The sequence below is a fragment of the Yersinia alsatica genome, from assembly GCF_025133195.1.
GTDB classification, from domain to species: domain Bacteria; phylum Pseudomonadota; class Gammaproteobacteria; order Enterobacterales; family Enterobacteriaceae; genus Yersinia; species Yersinia alsatica.
Map to the genome: position 1 here is coordinate 1,451,370 of NZ_CP104006.1, position 19,872 is coordinate 1,471,241.

A 19,872-nucleotide genomic window follows, 5' to 3' on the forward strand; every position below is an offset into this window, starting at 1 on the left:
TTGAGCGCAATCAGGAATATTGCCGACGAGGATAGAGGGTAGAGTGAGCGGGCATGGACGCCCGCGAAAAGCGCGCTTGAGCATGGATGCAAATCGCGCTGGCTCGTCAGCCCGAAAGACGCAGGAGGTTTACCCGTAGGGCAATATTTCGCGCAAGCCGCAGGTGCAGGAGGGCCGGCTAGCCCTCCTGCTCGGTTGAGGTGACAGAGATAAGTTGATCACTGAACGATTATCAACCGAAAATTACTCCAGCACTCCAGCACTCCAGCACTCCAGCACTCCAACACTCGATCAACCAAAACCTAAAACCGCCCCTTGGGTATCACCAGCGGCGTATGGGAAACCGGATCATCGATGATCAAACACGGCATACCAAATACCTGTTCCACTAGATCGGCGGTGATCACCTCTCGCGGCTTGCCTTGGGTCACAATCTGTCCGTCGCGCATGGCGATAATATGGGTGGCGTAGCGGCAGGCATGGTTAAGATCATGTAGAACAGCAACCAGCGTATGATTGTGCTGCTGATTGAGATCACTAAATAGCTCAAGTAAATCAATCTGATGAGCTATATCCAGATAAGTGGTTGGCTCATCTAACAGCAATAATGGCGTTTGCTGCGCCAGCACCATGGCTATCCAGACGCGCTGGCGTTGCCCGCCAGATAGTGCATCCACCGGCCTGTCCGCTAACTCACTGACTCCGGTGGCTTGCATGGCATTACTCACGGCCAGTCTATCGGCTTGTGTCCACTGCTGTAATAATTTCTGATGCGGATAGCGGCCGCGCGCCACTAAATCCAACACGCTAATACCATCCGGTGCTTGCGAACTTTGTGGCAATAACCCTAAATGGCGTGCTACCTGCCGGGTATCAACGCTGGCTATATTCTTGCCATCTAATATCACCTGACCCGCCTGCGGTTTTAGCAACCGGCTCAAGGCGCGCAGCAGTGTTGACTTCCCACAGGCGTTAGGGCCGACGATGACAGTAAACTCCCCATCAGGGATGGCGACACTCAAGTTCTCACTGATGATTTTGCCGTCATAGCCCAATGTCAGTGCTTCGGCTTGCAAGCGAGCAGCCGGTGTGGTGGCTGGGTTAACAATACTCATGAACGTCCGGACTCCCGGATTAAAAGCCAAATAAGATACAGGCCGCCGATGCTGATGGTGACCACGCCCACCGGCAACTGATTCGGTGCGAACAGATGTTGGGAGCATAAATCAGCAGCAATTAATAAGAATGCCCCCATCAGCGCCGAAGTGGTTAAGGTGACGGAGGAGGTGCCCGCCAGGCGCTTGGCAATCTGTGGTGCCGCTAAGGCGATAAAGGAAATTGGTCCGGCCGCCGCCGTGACTGCTGCCATCAAAATTACCCCAATAGCCATCAAGCCCAGACGTGTTTTCTCAACCGGAACACCTAAGGCACCGGCAGCATCATCGCCCATTTCCAGCAATGGCATACGCCGACTTAGCAACATGGCAGCCAAGGTGGCTATCAAGATAAATATTACCGATGGCAGGCCTTTGGCCCACGTCAGCCCATTCAGCGAACCGGCACCCCAAGCGGCGGCTGTCATGGCGGCCTCCAATGATGCGGTGATGGTCAGCCAGGTATTGAATGCCGTCAGCATCGCGCCAATGGCAATACCCACAATAATCAGCCGAAAACCTTGAATCCCTTGGCGATAAGCTAACAAATAGACCGCAATTGCAGACAGCAAACCGCCGCCAAGGGCGCTACTGGCAATCTCAAAATAGTTGCCGTTAAACAAGGTGATTGCCACCAGCGCACCGGTATAGGCTCCCGCATTAAAGCCGATGATATCGGGGCTGCCTAAAGGGTTACGCACTAATGATTGAAATATTGCGCCACTGATACCCAGAGCCGCGCCGAAAATTAGCGCCATTACCGCTCGGGGCAGTCGCCATTGGTTGACAATAATATTCGCCGCGCCACTGGTGTGGCCGAGTAGAGCATCAAGTACCTGTTGAGGAGATAACGATAAAGTACCGATCATCAGTGCCAGTAAGGCACCCAATAAGCAGGCCAGAAGCAGCAAACTGCTCACTATCAGATTACGAGGCTGGATGCGCAGATTTATCGGGCCATCAGGGCGGCCGAATAGCCAAAGTGAAGTGGCTGGTTTCATAGTGCGGTCATCCTTTGGTTACTTCGAACCAGCCAGATCAACAAAGGTGCGCCAATAAACGCGGTGACGACGGAAACCCGTAATTCCCCGGGAACCAAAAAACGGCCCACAATATCAGAGACTAATAACAGAATAGGCGTCATTACCAGTGTGAAAGGTAGAATCCAACATTGATTCGGCCCGACAATCCAGCGAGCAATATGCGGTACCATCAGGCCAACAAAGGCGATAGGGCCGACGGCGGCGGTAGCAGCGCCACAGAGTAAGGTCACGGTGACTACCGCCCAAAATTGGGTTTGTGCAATGCGCGCGCCAATGGCGGCGGCCAAATCTTCCCCCATATGCATGGCATTGAGTGGGCGAGCCAGCAGCAAGGCTATCACGCAGCCGATAGCAATTGCTGGTGCTACCGCCATCACCACCGACATATTGCGAATATCCAGAGAACCGGCTTGCCAGAAGCGCACCTTGTCGTAGACCTGCGGATGAGTCAGTGAGATGCCGGTGGTAATCCCCAGTAACACCGCGGCGATAGCCACGCCAGAAAGTGTGAGGCGCAGGGGATTCACTCGCCCACCTCCCAGGGTACCCACCCAATACACCACCAACGTGGTGACCATGGCACCGATAAACGCCGAGATCATATAGCCATGAATGGCCTGAACGCCGAACACCGTAATCCCTATCACTACGGCAAAGCTGGCTCCAGCATTAACGCCCAGAATTCCAGGATCAGCCAGCGGGTTGCGGGTCAGTGCTTGAATCACTGCACCCGATAGCCCCAACGCGGCACCGGCAAGCACCCCAATTAGCGTGCGAGGCAGACGTGATTCTAAAATTAAAATACTGTCGGCGCTGTTGTGCTCCCCCAACAAACTCTGCCAGACCACCGAAAAAGGGATGGCTTTGGCACCGAGCATCAGGCTGGCGGCCATCACCAGTAGCAAGACAACAATGCTGAGTAACAACAGTAAAAACCCACGGCGGGGCGGGGCGGGTTTCAGCGATTTCAATGAAGATGGATTTGGGGAATCAGTGGCTGACATTGTAACTCTTCTTTAACAAATGATTATTGTTATCGTTTTGATTATCATTATTATTTGTTTGATGTATGTTAACACGACTTATTATGGGAATGCATCGGCAAAATCAGCTGACTTACCCTATTTCTGGCAGGAACATTTTCAACTTTCTATTTTTCATAACCATGGCAGGTAATTCTTACCAGCATTAACGGATTAAACAATCATGGCAAAATCGCCAATTCTTTTAGATTTCAGCCTGTTAAAGACTAACGCTAACTTTCGTGCCGTATTTTTTGCCCGCTTTATTTCGATATTAGGGCTGGGGATGCTGACGGTTGCGGTGCCGGTACAGATACAAATGATGACCGGATCTACCTTGCAGGTCGGGCTGGCAGTGACTTTAGATGGCATAGGGATGTTTATTGGCCTGCTGCTGGGAGGAGTGCTGGCAGACCGGCTTGACCGACGTAAGCTGATTTTATTCGCGCGCTTTACCTGTGGTTTAGGTTTTATTGGCTTAAGTTTCAATGCGTTTTCCGCTACCCCTTCGCTGTGGGTACTGTATGTATTAGCCGCCTGGGATGGGTTCTTTGGTGCATTGGGCATGACGGCGCTGATGGCGGCTACACCGTCATTGGTCGGACGCGAGAATCTGGCCGCCGCAGGGGGATTAAGCATGTTAACCGTGCGCTTTGGCTCGGTTATCTCTCCAGCGATTGGTGGCTTGGTTATTGTGTATGGCGGAGTGGGTTGGAACTATGGCATTGCCGCCGTGGGGACGATGTTAACCTTGTTGCCGCTATTGAGACTGCCTGCAATGAAACCGGCAACTCACCAGCATGAGCACCCGCTACGGGCATTAGCCACCGGGATTTCGTTCGTTTTTAGCCATAAAGTGGTGGGTTCCGTGGTGTTGCTGGGGACGTTGGTCAGTATGATTGGGGCGATTCGAATTCTGTTCCCGGCACTGGCGGAAAATACCTATCATGTTGGGGCTTCACAGATTGGTTTGATGTATTCCGTCGTGCCACTCGGCGCGACGATTGGGGCTTTCACCAGTGGCTGGGTGAATCAGGTTCGACGCCCCGGAGTGGTATTGATGTACAGCTCGATTGCCGCCTTTTTAGCTATCGGCACCTTAGGATTAACCCATAATTTCTATCTGGCGCTGCCCGGTTTATTGCTGTACGGCTATCTGGGTTCGATTAGCGGATTACTGCAATATACCTTGGTACAAACCCATACGCCGGATGCTCTACTGGGGCGGGTAAATAGCTTGTGGAATGTGCAGTTTGTTGCCGGTGAATCATTCGGTGCCTTGGGGCTAGGTGTGCTAGCGAAAGTCATGGCGCCGGCGCTCAGCGCTCTGACTTTTGGTGCGGCGGCAGCGGCATTGGGCGGCATAATCGCCGTCTGTGGCGGTACATTACGTAGGGCGACTATGGGGGGCGAGGGGGAAGACAATAGTGCGGATGAGGTCGTCGCGGACTAGCTTACAGGGTAGCGGTCTGGGCGCTATGTTAGCTGACTAAGTTAACCACCCGCTGCATAATATTGCGGCGAAATAGACTCGGGGAAGGTTCACTCCCCGAGTGTCGGTATCGCACCGAACTTTACCCGCGGTTTGAATAACTAAACTGTTTTACCAACGTCAGTTCGCCGGGGTTACGCATCGGTACAATCACCATCTCCTGCTTCTCATTGCTGGTCCCTTCCTCGGTCACGATAGTGATTTGCGCCGTGGTCAGAATGTCGCTACCACGGCCACCATAATAGTTTACGTACACCAGATATTGCCCACTATCCGGTGCTGGTGAAGAGAAAATCTCCGGGCCAAAACCGGTGGTGACATCCATATCCAGCGCTCCACCATTTTGCAACTGTCGGCCACCATACCAAGCATGCTGACCATCGGGAGTGACCACATGCAGGTCGAGATCGGTGTTATCGGTATCCCATGACAGCACAATCCGTAGGCGCGCAGGGATAGCGCCGCTGCCTCTTTTGGCATAAAACTGGGTACGATGTACCGCGCTGCGATCAGGGCTACGAACTTCAACACTGTTACTGCCTTGGGAGAAGATATAAGGCCGTTTAAAATCTCCCTCGTCTTCAATTTTCAGCGGCATACTGACGCCATTAACAATCAGCCTACCCGGCTCTTGTCTGGCTTCATCCTTGGGCTTTTGAAAACCTTTTATCTGACCACTGATCAGCGCTTGTGCCGACTGGTTGGCGGGCGTATTCACTGACGCGGCCGGATAGTTAACCTGCTGGGTAAAATTGGCCCCTTCACCTGAAGTGTCATGCCACCCGGCGACCGGCGTATCAATCACCACATTTTGCGCTGCCATCGCCGATATAGCGGGCATCAGCAACACTAGCGAACACATCCTGTATAGCAAGCGAGTAATCATAGTGTAATCCTGAAAAACATAGAGTCCTTTGATGACGATCCTAGCGCTATCGTCTTATTCCAATAAAAGGTGACGGGCAAGTTGCTCAACAAAGGCTTCATCCTGACCATTAGGATGAGCCGCAAAAGCCAAGTGTAAGTATTCATGGGCTAGATCTAATCGATCTTGCAATGAGTAAAGATCCCGTACATAGATACGGCCATACATACGATCAACATGGGGTTTGCCTGAGAGTAAACGGCAGACTGTAAACTGCTGTAGCGGTGTATAGCCCGGCTCACTGTACAGTTTCTCGCGCCAACGCCGCTGCTGTGCAGCTAACCAGACTTCAGCCTCTTTCAGCGGCTGGCACAATATTTCCGGCTTATCCCAACGCCCCAAATTAGCCCTTGGAAAAGCCTGTGCGAGGATGGCGTCATAGCGCAGTCCCTGTTGGGCCTGAGAGACGGCTAATTGCCAAGACAAGCGGTTATTGCCCGCTTGATTGAGATGATAATTGACCGGAGAACCCGCCAGCACCAGATCGGCAGTCCAGGCCGCGATGGCTAATGTTGCCGGTGAGGCGGGGGTTGGAGCCACTCGCTGGCTGGCGCTACTGTCGGTCATTAGCAAGCAATCACCAGAGCGGCTGGCATTTTGTAATAGATAACTGCGGATCGCTATCGCCAACGCTTTTGCTGCCTCGGTGGGCTGCGCTGCGGCTTCTCGTTGCAGCACTCGCGCCACATACTCTTCGCGATCCAGGCGCGCAGTCAGGATGAAATCATCGCCATTTTTTTGTAGGAAAAGTTCACCGCGGCTCTCAATGGCCAAGTGGTTGCCGTTGCGAAACTCAACATCATACTTTCCTTGTAAAACACCCATCGAGACCGGGGATTGCTCGCTGTAGCGGCGCAGACTGGCGATGGGATAACGGTCAAACAGCTTCACGACCACGCAGACTTTGCGGTCTGTAGGAGAGGCCTGCGGTAACACTGAATTCAATATGTCTGCATAATTTTGCAGGATGGTTTTACTGGTGCCAGCTCCGCCCGCCCAAACCGGGGTGCCATCGTTCAACCAGCCAGCAAACCCACCCTGACGCTGAGTGGGGTCTTGGTGATCCAGCCAGCTCCAGGTTTTGATTCGCAGCCGGCTGCCGAGCGCACCAACCAAGTTGCCATCAGCAGCCAGTAGTACATCGAGCAACACATTACGTGCCTGCTGCTGTGCGGGCAGTGAGGCTAATACCGTCAGCAACTGAGTGACTGGAACTTGGGTGCTCGGCTGTAGCTGTGTTAAGTCCCGTAACCACTCAGGGCTTTGCTGCTGTTGCCAATAGTTGGACCACTGCTGTGGCTCCAAATGCAGGCGTTGGGGGCTGAAATAAAGCCCGCAGGATTGCACCAAAGCCCGATCGCGGGTGATGGTCTGACCCACTTTACAGCAGTAAACTTCTTCCTGTGGCTGGCTCCCATTACACTGATACTCAGCTTCTTGCTGCTGAGTATCCACCAGATACGCATAAACAAATAGCTTCCAGATGCTCCCCAATGGCGTGGTCAGTTCAGCCGGTAGCGGTTGCTGTGAAAGCTGCCGGTTCTGGCTTAAGGTCAGCAGAGTATCTTGCTGACCATCGCGCAGGGCCAACTGTAATCTCGACTCTGCGCCAAAGACCGTCACGGGTATCAACAACAACAGCCACCACCAACGGAACATTTACTTCACCACCAGAGTATTTAAGGCGCTGCCACTTTCTGTTGCTGCGTCTTGTGGCGCATACATGCGCGAATAACGGATGGGTGGCAGCACAAATTGCCCTTTCTGTGAGAAGCGCACCAAATGCTGATAAACCTTGGAATCTATCAATTCATCAACCGGTACCACATAAGAGAGCTGACCCATTTCATTGTGCGCTTTCTCAATCGGTACTGCGCCCTTGTCACTCAGGCCCGCCACTTGTATACCCCAAGTGGTACGTTCGATATCTGCCCCCGGAGGCAAAGGCACTTCTAATAGCATGTAGCGCTGAGGTGTCGCAGACTTATTCACTAACGTCACCTCATCAAGATACAGCGCATCGCTGGAAAGTGCCTCTCCTGCAGCGACTGGTTTCACCGTAAACTCAAAGGCCTTATCTCCAGGGATCAATTGCAATAAGCGATGCTGGATCTCCACCTTTAACGGCTGTTTATGGTTATTGGCGGCAGCAGTCAGTGGCAAGTTAAAGCTCAGCGAGGCCTCAAGCGGCTCAGCCTGATCAGCGGGTAACTCAACCGCCGCTAACGTGCCTTGCCCTTGCCCTTGCCAGTGCCAGTAACGTTCCCCCGTCGCGGCCTGTTGCAGCCGCCAGCCTTCACCCGGATTAAAATGAACCGGTGGTACGGTGGTACCGAGTGAGTTATAGATCCACGTCAAGGCCAATGCCCGCTCCGGCCCTTGCTGTGCTGGCATCAGTTGCCGCAATAACCAGGCCACTTGCGGGGCATCGGCACTGCGAGTCCGCCATATTGCGGCATAAGCAAACGGATGTTCACTGAACGAGATAAACTCTTGGCTTTGACGCAATGCTTGCAACTCTTGCTCTGACAGTGTGTAACCGGGCATCTGTTGTAATAACGAATAGGTCAGTGCCTGCGCTACGGCTAGGCCTAATTTGGAATTAGGCGCGGTCATCACCAAGCTATCGGTTTCGGACAGTGATGTCCCTGATTCGGCTTGCGCGTGAGGGAACGAATCCGCCAATCCTTGTAGCAAGCTGCTGACTGGCAGATGCATATCATGGGCGAATGTCAGTAGCAGAGCGCGATGGAGCAGTGGCATCTCTTCAGCCTGTTTCGCATACAGCTCCAAGATTCGCTGCCAGTGTTCTGCTGGTAATGTCATGCCCAATGCTTGGCTGGCATACCAATCGGCATAGTAGGCATAGGCGGTCAAGAAGGCATCGCCATCACCGTCCTCACCCCACCAAGTGAAAGTGGCTCCCGGCCCGGCCATCTGTACTAACCGCTGGCGGTTGTTCTGCATGATTTGTCGTAAAACATTCCCCCGCTGCGCATCTTCTTTGGCCAACATGTTGTAAGCCAAGCTGAGAGGCAACAAACGGCTGGCGGTATTAATCACTCCGCCGAAAGGCTCATTGAGTAGGTCATCCAGACTGTTACGGAACATGGATTGCGCATCACCATTGAGGCGCAGACGGATGTCATCAGCATTGGCTGGCAGATTGAGTTTATTGCTCCCCGCCTGCAGTCGAATATCCTGCTGTTGCGGCACTGGCCAATTGCTGTCGAGCACATTCAGGTCAACACTCAGGCTATCTTGTACCTCGCCGTTTTTCACCACTTCGGATGTCCAGCGGCCAGATTGCATCGCAGCGACCGGCTGAGATATGTAGTTCACCCCTTCATGCAGTGATACCGTCTGGCTCATGCTGCTATCGCCATATTGGGTACGCAGCTCTACCTGTTCTGCTTGTTGGTTCTGATTGAAGATAAACACGCCCGGCAGTGGATGGTCGCCTTTACGGAACTGCGTCGCGCCACTCCATTTCAGATAAAGTGGTTTTTCCGACCGGACAAAATGCTGCTTCTGACCCACTTGCCCCTGTGCATTCTGCGCCCGCACTGTAATGCGCCAGCGAGTCAAAGAGTCTGGCATACGGAAGCTGAATGTCGCTTTACCATTGGCATCAGTGACAATATCCGGTTGCCATGCCGCAGTATCAACATCTTCACGCCGTGGACGTTCAAGCACTTTGACACTGCGATCGCTGCGATTTGCCGCACCGGGCGCTCGTGGCACGCCGGGTAGCGCCAAGTCGTAAGCAATAAATGACAGGCTGGTACTGGTACGCACATTGTTGCGTCGTGGGTGATAGAAGAATTGGTCGATAGTGGGCGCTATCTCTGGCTGCAAGGCATAAATCATCTCATCGACGACACTGACGGTGAGATGAGCCGACAGAGGCTTGCCGGCAAACTGAGTATCTAAGGTGACGTTTACGCTATCGCCGGGGCGATAAATATTTTTGTCTGTTTTAACCGCGATATCGATACGCGGTATCTCCACCTTGATCCCGGCGTTTTGGAAACTATATTGCCCGCCTTTGCTGTACAGCACGGAGAAGGTCATATTCGGCGCAAAGCTATCCCGCACCGCGATTTGCGCTAAATATTGGGTATCGCTTAAGCGCTGCGCTTTAATCCACTCTGCGCCAGTTGAGAGTAATGCAATATTCTCTACTTTGTCGCGCTCCAGTGTGAGCAAAGCTTGCTCCACCGGCTCCGGGAAGGTGATCAGCGCCTGAGCCACTTCGCCTAACTGATATTGCGACTTGTCCATCACGATTTCGACACTACCTGGCACTGCTTTTCCACCTGGACCGCTGACAAAGTGGCTGATGGCCCCCAAGATCATGCCTTGTTCACTTTTCAAGGTGACGGTGTAGGTGCCGGGTTGCTGGAATGTAATGACAAACGGGCGGTTTTCGACCTGTAACTGGGCGCTTTCAACTTTGCGGTCTTCCAGACGCATCCACTCAAAAATCGCCGGATGGTCGCCTCCCGAGAGTTGATTGGCATAGCTGAATGACACCTTTTCATTGACGCGACTAAAGCGCTTTGGTGTGCTCAGGGTGTAGCGCGAAACGCCGCGTTCAATCAGAATTTCCCGTGTGGTTTTGACCCGATAAGCCGCCCCATCGCTGGCAAAAATAGTCAGCAGATAGCGACTCGGTTTATCCGCTGCGGGCAGATCCAATTTGGCATGACCTTTACTGTCGGTAGTCAATTGCGCCGTTTTCATCTCAACAGGGAATTTCCCCTGATATTGCAGATCGTTACCAACCATCGAAAGTTGCTGACTATACAAGCTCAACTCCAGATCTGCATTCGCCACTGGCCTGCCATCAGGGTAGAGCAAAACAAGTTCGCCATTCACCGGTTCATTGGTACGAAAATCCGATTTGGCTGTGACCAGTGAAATTTCGAAATGTGGCTTGATATAGCTGGCGACACGGAATGAGCTGCTGTAAACCTGACCGTTGTAGATTGACCGTAACTCGTAGCCACCTGCCACCGCATTCTCTGGCAGTTGAAAACGTCCTTGTGCCCCGGATTGACCATCAATAGGTAAATTCAAGGTTTGCAATGTCGCTCCATTGGCATCCAAAACGGTTAAGCTCAGCGAACCTGATTTCAGTGCGACGGAATCCAGTGCATTTTTGAATTCGCGCCCAACGAGTTTAACCTCAACCCAATCACCCGGGCGGTAGAGTGGGCGATCGGTAAAGGCATACAGTTTGGTGTCATAAATCTCACTGTCGTAATAGAAGTTTTCAGAGACAAACACTCCACCTTCACTATCTTCCCCCATCACATACGAACGTTCGGGTGAGATATGACGTAAACTCAGCAAGCCATTTTTATCCGTCTGGCCGCTGCTCATCACACCTAGTCCATCACTCCACAGAATTCGCGTCCCTGCGACGGCCTGCCCGTCATTGCGGCCCACCGTCCACACCAGCAGTTCGTTGCCCGAAATTTTATTCATGGCGACAGTATTGGAGACAAACACCACGGTGGTGGCCCGATGCTGACCTATCAGCGCCTCGACTAAATACAGCCCCGGTTTTAAGGTGCCTAACGGAATGTAGACATTGCCCGGTATCGGCTCCACAAAATTGCTGGATGAGCCCTGTACGTTAGTGTGCTCAGGGGGCTGGATAGGTTTCGCTTCCCAAATGGGGTAACGGAATTGGCTGATTAATGGCAGATTTTTCAGCGGAGCGAACTGTGGCTGTACAGTAAATTTAGGCTGTGCATTCAGCACATTGCCCATTTTCAGCTCTGGTAGCGCGTCCGTAACTTCTTGCCGGGTATCAAAAGAAAAAGCGCGCTGCATGACACGGCGCGATTTGCCGTACCAGTTATCCCAAAGATAAGAGAGTGTGTTGGATAAGCCTTCTCCCTTATATTGGCTTTCGATCATAATGCGATGAAGGTTTTTCTGTTTTTTCAAAAACTCCATCGGCTTATCAATACGATATAAGCGGATATCAGCGCCGCCATATTGCTCGGCGTCAAAGCGACGAAAATCACGCCCTGGAGCTTCCAGCCGTACTTTGGCAACTTCATCACTGGCAAAGCTGCTATCAGAGAGCAAAAAGAAAGATTGTTGTGGAACATTATAATTGCTCGCTGGAAGTTCGCCTTCGGCGTAAGCCACAGTGAAGGGAATGAACAGCGCCATCCCCAGCAGCCATTTTTGGCACATATGCGAAAGAATTTTCATCGTGATAGGAAACCTAAGCGATAAATGCCAATGAAGTTGGGGTTCGATTCGTCGGGTATCCATCGGGTATCCTTCCATTTCATCAATTGTTGCATGCTCACCGCACGCATTCCGTTATCTGTCGAAGTCGAAGAGCCAGTGTGATAGGCGATATAGCGCCCCATCCAGATCATCAAATGTTGATCATCGCCTTGATCAAAAAACAATAGATCGCCCGGCTGTGCCTGATTGAGTTCTCGGCCGATCAGTTGGCTATTAAATTGGATCAGCTTGATGGCATCCACGTAGGGGCCTTGCTTATTGCCGCCTTGCTGCCAGCGTTGAGCAAACAGGCGCTGCTGTGGGCTGATATCCAATTCAGGGGGAAGGTAGCGGTTGGATAAACCATTCGCCCGTAGCCATTTGCTGTCATGAACTTTCAGGGACTCATTGGCCGCAAAACGTACCAGTCCGGCACAGTCCTGTTGATACCAGCGGGCACTTGGCCCCTGGCGCAACTGCTCTTCAGCGATACGTACAAACCATGAACGGAATAGGCTGGATTGCTCAGAAGTCAGTGGCGAAACCGGCTCATCAGCCAAGCTACTTCGGCTAAAAAGCATGATTCCAAGCAAACACAACAGGCCAAAAGTGGCGGGTTTGACGGTCATAGTTCCTGCCATTTCAGTGGCAACCACTGCCAAGACTCATTGAGCTCGGTATCAGCAGGCAGAATTAAGGCATAACGTTGTTGTGCGGCTAATGCACTTAATTTGGGTAACAACAAAGTTTGTGCGGCGTTATAAAATATGGGTTCGACATTCTTTGGCAGGCTGGCGAATACTTCCTGCTTAAATAATTCAGACAGCGCTTCGGGGGCCATGTAAACCGGCACCACGGCTTGTTGTGGCAACACATCTGCAATGGGGGGGAAGTTTTTATCCAGCGTTTGCAACGCCTTATTCACCAGTTTGTCATCCAGAGAGAACAACAGGATTTGACCATGTCGTGCCAGACTGACACGGAAGAACTGGCTGCCCAGCAGACTGTCTTGATCTTTGGCATCACTCGCGGGGTACTGACCATAGCGGGAACTGACTTCTCGTTGCCACAGATGTCCGTGATGATTTGCGGTAGCTTCCACGGGAATAGGCTGTTTTTCTCTGGCGCCGATCACCTTGGTAAACATGCCTGCCAAAGTTTCATCGGTTTGCGCATTGGCCGTTTGTTCTAACTGGCTGACAAATAACGGTGTATACAGATGCGAGTCAGCATACCAACATAAGCCGCTGGCCCTATTTAATGCCAATGGGAAGTCTGCCGCGCTTTTGCTGTCGATGGCATCAATACGTTGGAACAAATACTCTGGCACACTTTGCGATACAGGTAGCGCCACACAGAGGCTGGCCCCCATTGGCATGGCTTGCCAAACCGGAGAGAGATCAAAACTGCTATTTTCTCCTTGTTGTTTATCATTCAGCGCCAAATAGCTTTGCCAACCTTGCGGCCCCATCTCGAAACGTACACCGGCAAATGCCGGAATAAAACGCTGGTAACCAAAGCCTAGATAGTTCGCACTGACCGAAATTCGGTGGGCTAAAGGCGAGGTATTTTTAGTGGATTCTGATCCCGCCTCACTTGCCCCTGCACGATTTTTCAGGCCAAAACTTTCAGGCCACGGATTCGTACCACTCAATAATATGCTGGTTATCTGAGTAGAGTCCTTGGAAGGAGAATCCTGGTCATACAGCATGTCGATATCGGAAAACAGCAAAAGGTTATCGCCGTGGCTGGCAAAAAATAGCTGTTTATTGCCCCCATAATGCCACTGGTAAACGGGAATCGCTTCACTGCCGACTTTCAGTTGTGAAAAGTCGGTGATTTCCAGTTGTGTATCTTCTGCTGCGGCCTTCGCCAAGGGTTCTAGCAGGCGAGTCAGACCACCGCGCTTGATCACTGCCATAAAGTGATTCAACTTGCCAAGATCATCATGCCAAAGGGCTATATTGGCTGGCTGGTCGAGCAGCATTTCCAGGAAATTGTCACGCAGAGTTAAATCATGCTCGAAGGCAATTCTGCGCAAGCTGCCAATTAAACCTAGGCGGTCAGCATTATTCTCATAATAGAAGACAAAATCTTCTGTAAGAGTGGCTCGCAAGAAGGGAATAGTGAGTAAGTCATTGGGTAATTTACTCAGAGATTCGCTTTCGATGAGCACGTCAGGATGATGTAAATCAACTTTTAGATTATTATGCCAAACGAGTTCACTTGGCGGCTGAATATAATGTTCAGCGGACCCAATTCGTTGAATTCCCCATGCAATAGCAGAGACAGCCAAAATAGCTCCCGCAGCCCAAAGTCCATATTTGATAAAGCTCTTCCTTGCAGCAGGCGCTGCGTTTTTATTTTCAGCAGTCATTCAGCTGTTCCACATAAAACATTAAATTTATACCCGATGAATCCCGCAAGACGGCCTATCACACCCCAGTGAACTGCCAAGCACTGATCCATAGCAGTGGCTGTAATCGCCAGCAATGCCGCAGTATAAAGGGCTGGGGGGTAATGTGAGGTTTTATTAGATACGCGGCGAAGAATTAAATCAATAACTATAAGAGATAACGTGGTGGTGACGTGATCCTATACCCTGTTTTCTTTCTTTTATTTATAGCAATAAAGGCTGATGATATTTAATTGCCATAATATAAGATATTTCTTGGTTATATTTTTCGTTGTTTATTAATTGCTAAATAAATATAAATGTCGAGTGATATTTATATTTTGGTATTTAAGTCTTTGCTTCGGTATATGTATAGTGAGTTATGTCGATCGTTATAAAAATATTTCATGCTAGTTGCAAATAGTAAGGAGGACAAATTCGTCCTCCCATACCCAAGATTATGGCTTTGCCTTAAACATCGTCTCAATCCGCGCTAACAAATTACTCGCACTATAATAATCCAGGCGGAATGTATCATAGCCTGCAGCATAAACTCGATTGTGTTCAATTGCTGGGATATGAGCTAAAAATTTATTACTTTTCAAGGCATCTATCGCCGGTTGATCACCAGAAAACAGCAAAATAGTCTCGCCGTTAAGACCTTCGGCTAGCTTTTCTCCGCCCAGTTGGATGATATCTTTGCGGTGCCCCATACTGGTGTTGCCCTTCACTGCGTCAGGAACTTCTGCCAGTGTGAAGCCCAGCTCCTGCAACAATTTTCCCTGTGCGGAATTTTCGGTCCACAAATTGGCGGTGCTGCCCGCAGCCTGATAGACAAATGCTGAAGTCGGTTGTGGTGGCAGAGTAATATTCTGCTTTACCTCATTGAGCCGACGAGTGAAATTATCAATCACTTGCTGGGCATCAGCTTCATGCCCGGTTGCTTGTCCCAGTGCTATGGCCAACTCTTGCCAGCTTTTGTCATCGTAATTAATCACCAGAGTGGGGGCGATTGCTGACAATTGCTCATATAACTTCAATGCCGAATCTCCGCCAGTGGCAGAAATGATAATCAAATCTGGATTCATACCCGCAACAGCTTCGGCATTAGGTTCTGTCTGGTACATAGGAACGAGTTTTTTAGCTTGTGCAACATCTGACCATTGGGTAAAGAAACCTTGATGATCGGCGACTGTGGTGTCGGGCACGGTGGCCCCAGTAGCAATTACCGGCGCATTGATCGCCAGCAAAGTACCGGTGATGGTAATGCTGGTGGACACAATACGCATTGGCTGATGTGTCAGTGTCACCGGGCCTTTCGCCGTTTCCACGGTACGCGACCATGTAGATGTGTTTTCACTGTCTGATGGAGAGGCTTGCTTACCTGTTGTTTCTTCAGCCGGTTTACAGCCGGATAAGCAGAAAATAAGGCTCAAAATCCCCAAGCCAGTCAATACTGAACGGAATTTTTTGTGCTGAATATGATGGATACCAAGGGACATAATGGCGTTTTCTCTTCCTATTTGTACCCGTCATTTTTCAAGTTGCAGGTGTGTTGGTTGCCCCTGTTGTTTGAGCCACATATTGATTCAAACTCGTCGGGATAACCCCTTTACTGCCTTCCTGCACTCTGAAATCTATTAGGTACATATTAGTAATGGTTAATAATAATATCTTTACATTGATTGACAATGTGAATACTTAGTCGTAATTTACCACGCACGAAAGGGAGTGATAGTAATTATTATTTAGATTACTATTTACATCGCAGTGGAGGTCTCTGTGCGATACAGCAACTCTGAAGAACATGGCAGCTCTGAAGAAATGCCCGTTAATTCGCCGTTTTCAGCCGTACCCTCAGCATTTTTATTCACTTCAAGACACCAGAGTATCAAAACTCAGGGTATCTTCGAGCGAATTCATCAAGCAGCACAAGGTCATGCTGGTAATGATAATTCTCTGCAAAATACCTTAAAACAGGCATTTCAGCGTGCACGTCATGCCGGGCAGCAACAACCTATCATTGTTGGGGCAATTCCTTTTGATGCCAGTCAGGCATCGTGTTTATTTGTACCAGAACATTATCAGCTTTGTGATCGACAAGCTTTGGTCGATGCAGCGCAAGTTGTACATCGCAGCCCCGTGGCTGTAGGTGCAGTGCGCAGTTTGCCGGATGAAAGTCAATTTAAACAGTGTGTTGCTGAGGCGGTTTCGGCTTGCCAGCGCGGAGCAATCCATAAAGTTGTGCTTTCGCGCATTCTGGAAATTGATACTGATAGCCCGGTTGATAGTGATCAGGTTATGAATCATTTACTGGTCCAAAACAGCGCAGCACACCACTTCCGGGTGCCTTTGGCTGATGGTGGGGTACTGCTTGGGGCGAGCCCTGAATTATTGGTACGTAAGCATCAATCTGGCGTCTATACCAATCCATTAGCTGGGTCGGCAAAACGTCAGGTTGATCCGCAGGATGATTTGGCTATCAGTCAGACGCTATTGGATTCAGCGAAAGACCAATATGAACATCGTCTGGTTATCGATGAAATTCGCCGCTTGCTGGCACCGCATTGCCGCACTCTGAATATTCCCTCACAACCTTCATTGATTAACACTGCTGCACTATGGCACTTATCTTCCGCCATCAGTGGTGAGTTGGAAAACCCGGATATGCCGGTGTTGGAACTGGCGAATTTGTTGCACCCGACTCCCGCTTTGTGTGGTTTACCCACACAAAAAGCCCGGCAGTTAATCAACCAATTGGAGCCCTTTGATCGCGGTTTATTCAGCGGGATTGTCGGCTGGTGTGATGAGCAGGGTAATGGCGAGTGGGCGGTTATCATCCGCTGTGCCACTGTGCATCCGACTCAGGTTCGATTATTTGCCGGTGCGGGCATTGTTGCAGCTTCACAGCCCGCGCTGGAATGGGCAGAAACCGAAGCCAAATTGGGCACCATGCTCAATGCTCTGGCGATTAGACCTTCAGGAGAGCAGCCATGAGCATCGAATTTACCCGCTGGCCAGATGAATTTGCCCGCCGTTATCGCGAAAAAGGCTATTGGACTGATCAGCCGATGACCGAGATTTTAGCCCGTCAATGCCAGATACGGCCCGATGCGACGGCAATCATTTGTGGTGAGCGCCATATCAGCTATGCACAATTCGAGCAGGCCGCCCAGCGGTTGGCTGTTCGCCTGACAAAGCTTGGCTTGCGGTGTGGCGACACGGCTTTGGTTCAACTGCCCAATTGTGCCGAGTTTTATCTGGTCTATTTCGCATTATTAAAAATGGGTGTTGCGCCAGTTAATGCCCTGTTCAGTCATAACCGATTGGAATTAAATGCGTATATTGAACAGATTCAGCCGCGACTGCTGATTGCTCATGCTGGTCATAGTCTGTTTGCTGAGGGGAATTATTGCACCCAGCTACAACAAAAAGTGCCAATGCTGGACGTGGTGATTGTGGCGGGAAATACCGATTATGCCCAATCGCTGGAAGCACTGCTGTATGCCGATGAATCAGATGATGAAGCCGCAGAGTTTCATCCATCAGCGGCTGACTGCGTGGCTTTTTTCCAGCTTTCTGGTGGCAGCACCGGCACGCCAAAACTGATCCCCCGCACTCACAATGACTATTACTACAGTGTGCGCGCCAGTGCGGAAATCTGTCAGCTCGATGAACACACCCGCTACCTCTGTGCCTTACCAGCAGCCCATAATTATCCGCTAAGTTCACCGGGAGCCTTAGGCATTTTCTATGCGGGCGGCTGTGTAGTGTTAGCGCCTGATCCAAGTGCCATGAGTTGCTTCCCACTGATTAAACGTCATCAAATTACCTTCACTTCTTTGGTTCCGCCCGCGGTGGCCCTGTGGTTACAGGCTGCGGAGCATTTTGCTAATGACTTGGCCAGTTTGCAGGTATTGCAGGTCGGCGGTGCGAAGCTCAGTGAGTCATTGGCGCGACGTATTCCACAGATTCTGGGTTGCCAATTACAGCAGGTGCTGGGCATGGCGGAAGGGTTGGTGAATTACACCCGCTTTGATGACAGTGACCACCTGGTGTTCACCACTCAAGGCTGCCCTATCAGTGAAGATGATGAAATCAAAGTGGTTGATAGCGCCGGGGTAGCTGTCGCTGTCGGTGAAGTTGGCGCGTTGGTCACTCGTGGCCCCTATACCTTCCGTGGCTATTACCGTAGCCCAACCCACAACGCCAATGCCTTTGATAACGAAGGTTTTTACCACTCAGGCGATTTGGTACAGATGACCGAAGAAGGCTATTTACGGGTCGTCGGGCGAGAGAAAGATCAGATTAACCGGGGTGGTGAAAAGATTGCCGCGGAAGAGATTGAAAACTTGCTGGTGGCCCATGACGGCATTATTCACGCGGCGTTGGTTTCAATGCCAGATGAAATAATGGGGGAGAAAAGCTGTGCTTTTATTGTCACCACAGATGCCGGTCTGAAACCGGTCACATTACGCAAATATCTGCGTGAGATGGGAGTGGCTGATTTCAAATTGCCCGACCGTTTTGAAATGGTTGCCAGTCTGCCTGTTACGCCAGTCGGCAAGATAGATAAAAAGCGGCTACGTCAGGATATTCAAGACCGCCTCAGTACGCTTAGCAAATAAGGATTTTATCATGGCTATCCCTGTTCTTCCTGCTTATGACCTCCCTAACGTGGGGCAATTTCCGGCCAATAAAGTGAATTGGCAGTTTAACCCGGCCCGCGCAGTGTTACTGATTCACGATATGCAGGACTATTTTGTCAGCTTTTATGGTGAGAATAACCCGTTGATACAGCAGGTTATCGCTAATATTGCTGCGTTGCGAAATTATTGCAAACAGCAGGGAGTCCCAGTTATCTACACCGCCCAACCCAATCATCAAAGTGCTGAAGATCGCGCGCTGCTTAATGATATGTGGGGCGCGGGTTTAAATAATCATCCGGCGAAACAGCGAGTGGTATCAGAGCTGACCCCAGATGAAGATGACGAAGTGCTGGTCAAATGGCGATACAGTGCATTTTACCGCTCGCCATTACGCCAAATCATGACTGACAAGGGCCGTGATCAGTTGGTCATCTGCGGTATTTATGGTCATATCGGGTGCCTAACAACGGCTACAGATGCTTTTATGCAAGATATTCAGCCATTTATGGTTGCTGATGCGGTTGCTGATTTCTCGTTGGATGAGCATTTGATGGCGCTTAAGTATGTGGCAACGCGCAGTGGGCGGGTTATTTTTACCGAGGAGATTGTGGCTCATGGGAATAAGCAAACCGCTAATTTCAGTAAAGAAGAGCTCAAACAGCAGTTGTTGGCTCTAATTGATGAAAGTGCTGAAGAGTTCGATGCAGATGAAAACCTCATCGATTATGGTTTGAATTCAGTGCATATCATGGCGCTGGCTACACAGTGGCGTCAGCAGGGAATTGAGCTGAGCTTTGTCGATTTAGCCAAAAATCCGAGCTTGAATGCTTGGTGGCAACTGCTGGAACAGCAGCGAGCGACTCGGACTGATAATTTGACCTTGGCAGGGGCAGAATAATGGCGGCAAATCAGATTTCATCCGCTAAAAGTATGCCAG

General features: G+C 50.6%; 13 protein-coding genes. 4 read left to right on the forward strand and 9 right to left on the reverse strand.

From position 1 onward, the window contains the following. Positions 1–302 precede the first annotated feature (302 nt). Genes N0H69_RS06340 through fepD form a run of 3 tightly spaced genes read right to left on the reverse strand, consistent with a single transcriptional unit; the run spans position 303 to position 3,201 of the window. Entirely contained in the window at positions 303–1,115 is an 813-nt protein-coding gene (locus N0H69_RS06340) for an ABC transporter ATP-binding protein (RefSeq protein ID WP_050108535.1), read from the reverse strand. Beyond that, positions 1,112–2,155: an iron-enterobactin ABC transporter permease gene (gene fepG, locus N0H69_RS06345; protein ID WP_050150784.1), complete on the reverse strand. Its 1,044-nt coding sequence runs from the start codon at positions 2,153–2,155 to the stop codon at positions 1,112–1,114. Before fepG ends, N0H69_RS06340 begins: the two co-directional genes overlap by 4 nt. Continuing rightward, on the reverse strand, positions 2,152–3,201 hold the full coding sequence (gene fepD, locus N0H69_RS06350; protein WP_050150786.1) for a Fe(3+)-siderophore ABC transporter permease: 1,050 nt from the start codon (positions 3,199–3,201) through the stop codon (positions 2,152–2,154). The genes fepG and fepD overlap by 4 nt, the downstream gene beginning before the upstream one ends. A 202-nt stretch (positions 3,202–3,403) precedes the next feature. Here fepD and entS point away from each other — a divergent pair, with 202 nt between their 5' ends. Then, positions 3,404–4,672: an enterobactin transporter EntS gene (entS, locus tag N0H69_RS06355; protein ID WP_050108529.1), complete on the forward strand. Its 1,269-nt coding sequence runs from the start codon at positions 3,404–3,406 to the stop codon at positions 4,670–4,672. A 121-nt stretch (positions 4,673–4,793) separates the two neighbouring features. Here entS and N0H69_RS06360 read toward each other — a convergent pair whose 3' ends face one another. The 6 genes from N0H69_RS06360 to fepB all read right to left on the reverse strand — a co-directional run bounded on the left by N0H69_RS06360 (position 4,794) and on the right by fepB (position 15,788). Next, entirely contained in the window at positions 4,794–5,597 is an 804-nt protein-coding gene (locus tag N0H69_RS06360) for a YfaP family protein (RefSeq protein WP_080994224.1), read from the reverse strand. A 54-nt stretch (positions 5,598–5,651) separates the two neighbouring features. Next, on the reverse strand, positions 5,652–7,295 hold the full coding sequence (locus N0H69_RS06365; protein ID WP_050150789.1) for a DUF2300 domain-containing protein: 1,644 nt from the start codon (positions 7,293–7,295) through the stop codon (positions 5,652–5,654). Continuing rightward, positions 7,296–11,933, reverse strand: a complete 4,638-nt coding sequence (locus tag N0H69_RS06370; protein WP_259705574.1) for an alpha-2-macroglobulin family protein — start codon at positions 11,931–11,933, stop codon at positions 7,296–7,298. Then, positions 11,867–12,472 carry a DUF1175 domain-containing protein gene (locus N0H69_RS06375; RefSeq protein ID WP_050108728.1) on the reverse strand — a complete coding sequence of 202 codons (606 nt, stop codon included), beginning with the start codon at positions 12,470–12,472 and terminating at the stop codon, positions 11,867–11,869. The genes N0H69_RS06370 and N0H69_RS06375 overlap by 67 nt, the downstream gene beginning before the upstream one ends. Before the next feature lie 44 nt (positions 12,473–12,516). After that, a complete protein-coding gene (locus N0H69_RS06380) occupies positions 12,517–14,268 on the reverse strand; it encodes a DUF2138 domain-containing protein (RefSeq protein WP_050150792.1) in 1,752 nt (583 codons plus the stop codon). A gap of 476 nt (positions 14,269–14,744) precedes the next feature. Continuing rightward, on the reverse strand, positions 14,745–15,788 hold the full coding sequence (gene fepB / locus N0H69_RS06385) for a Fe2+-enterobactin ABC transporter substrate-binding protein (protein ID WP_050108524.1): 1,044 nt from the start codon (positions 15,786–15,788) through the stop codon (positions 14,745–14,747). 322 nt (positions 15,789–16,110) lie between these two features. Between fepB and N0H69_RS06390 the strand changes: the two genes are divergently transcribed. The 3 genes from N0H69_RS06390 to N0H69_RS06400 are packed head-to-tail and all read left to right on the forward strand — an operon-like array spanning position 16,111 to position 19,833. Beyond that, positions 16,111–17,283 (forward strand): isochorismate synthase, encoded by a 1,173-nt coding sequence (locus tag N0H69_RS06390; RefSeq protein ID WP_050108727.1) that lies wholly within the window; start codon positions 16,111–16,113, stop codon positions 17,281–17,283. After that, positions 17,280–18,914: a (2,3-dihydroxybenzoyl)adenylate synthase gene (locus N0H69_RS06395; RefSeq protein ID WP_050150794.1), complete on the forward strand. Its 1,635-nt coding sequence runs from the start codon at positions 17,280–17,282 to the stop codon at positions 18,912–18,914. The genes N0H69_RS06390 and N0H69_RS06395 overlap by 4 nt, the downstream gene beginning before the upstream one ends. A gap of 10 nt (positions 18,915–18,924) precedes the next feature. Beyond that, a complete protein-coding gene (locus N0H69_RS06400; RefSeq protein ID WP_050123442.1) occupies positions 18,925–19,833 on the forward strand; it encodes an isochorismatase in 909 nt (302 codons plus the stop codon). Positions 19,834–19,872 lie beyond the last annotated feature (39 nt).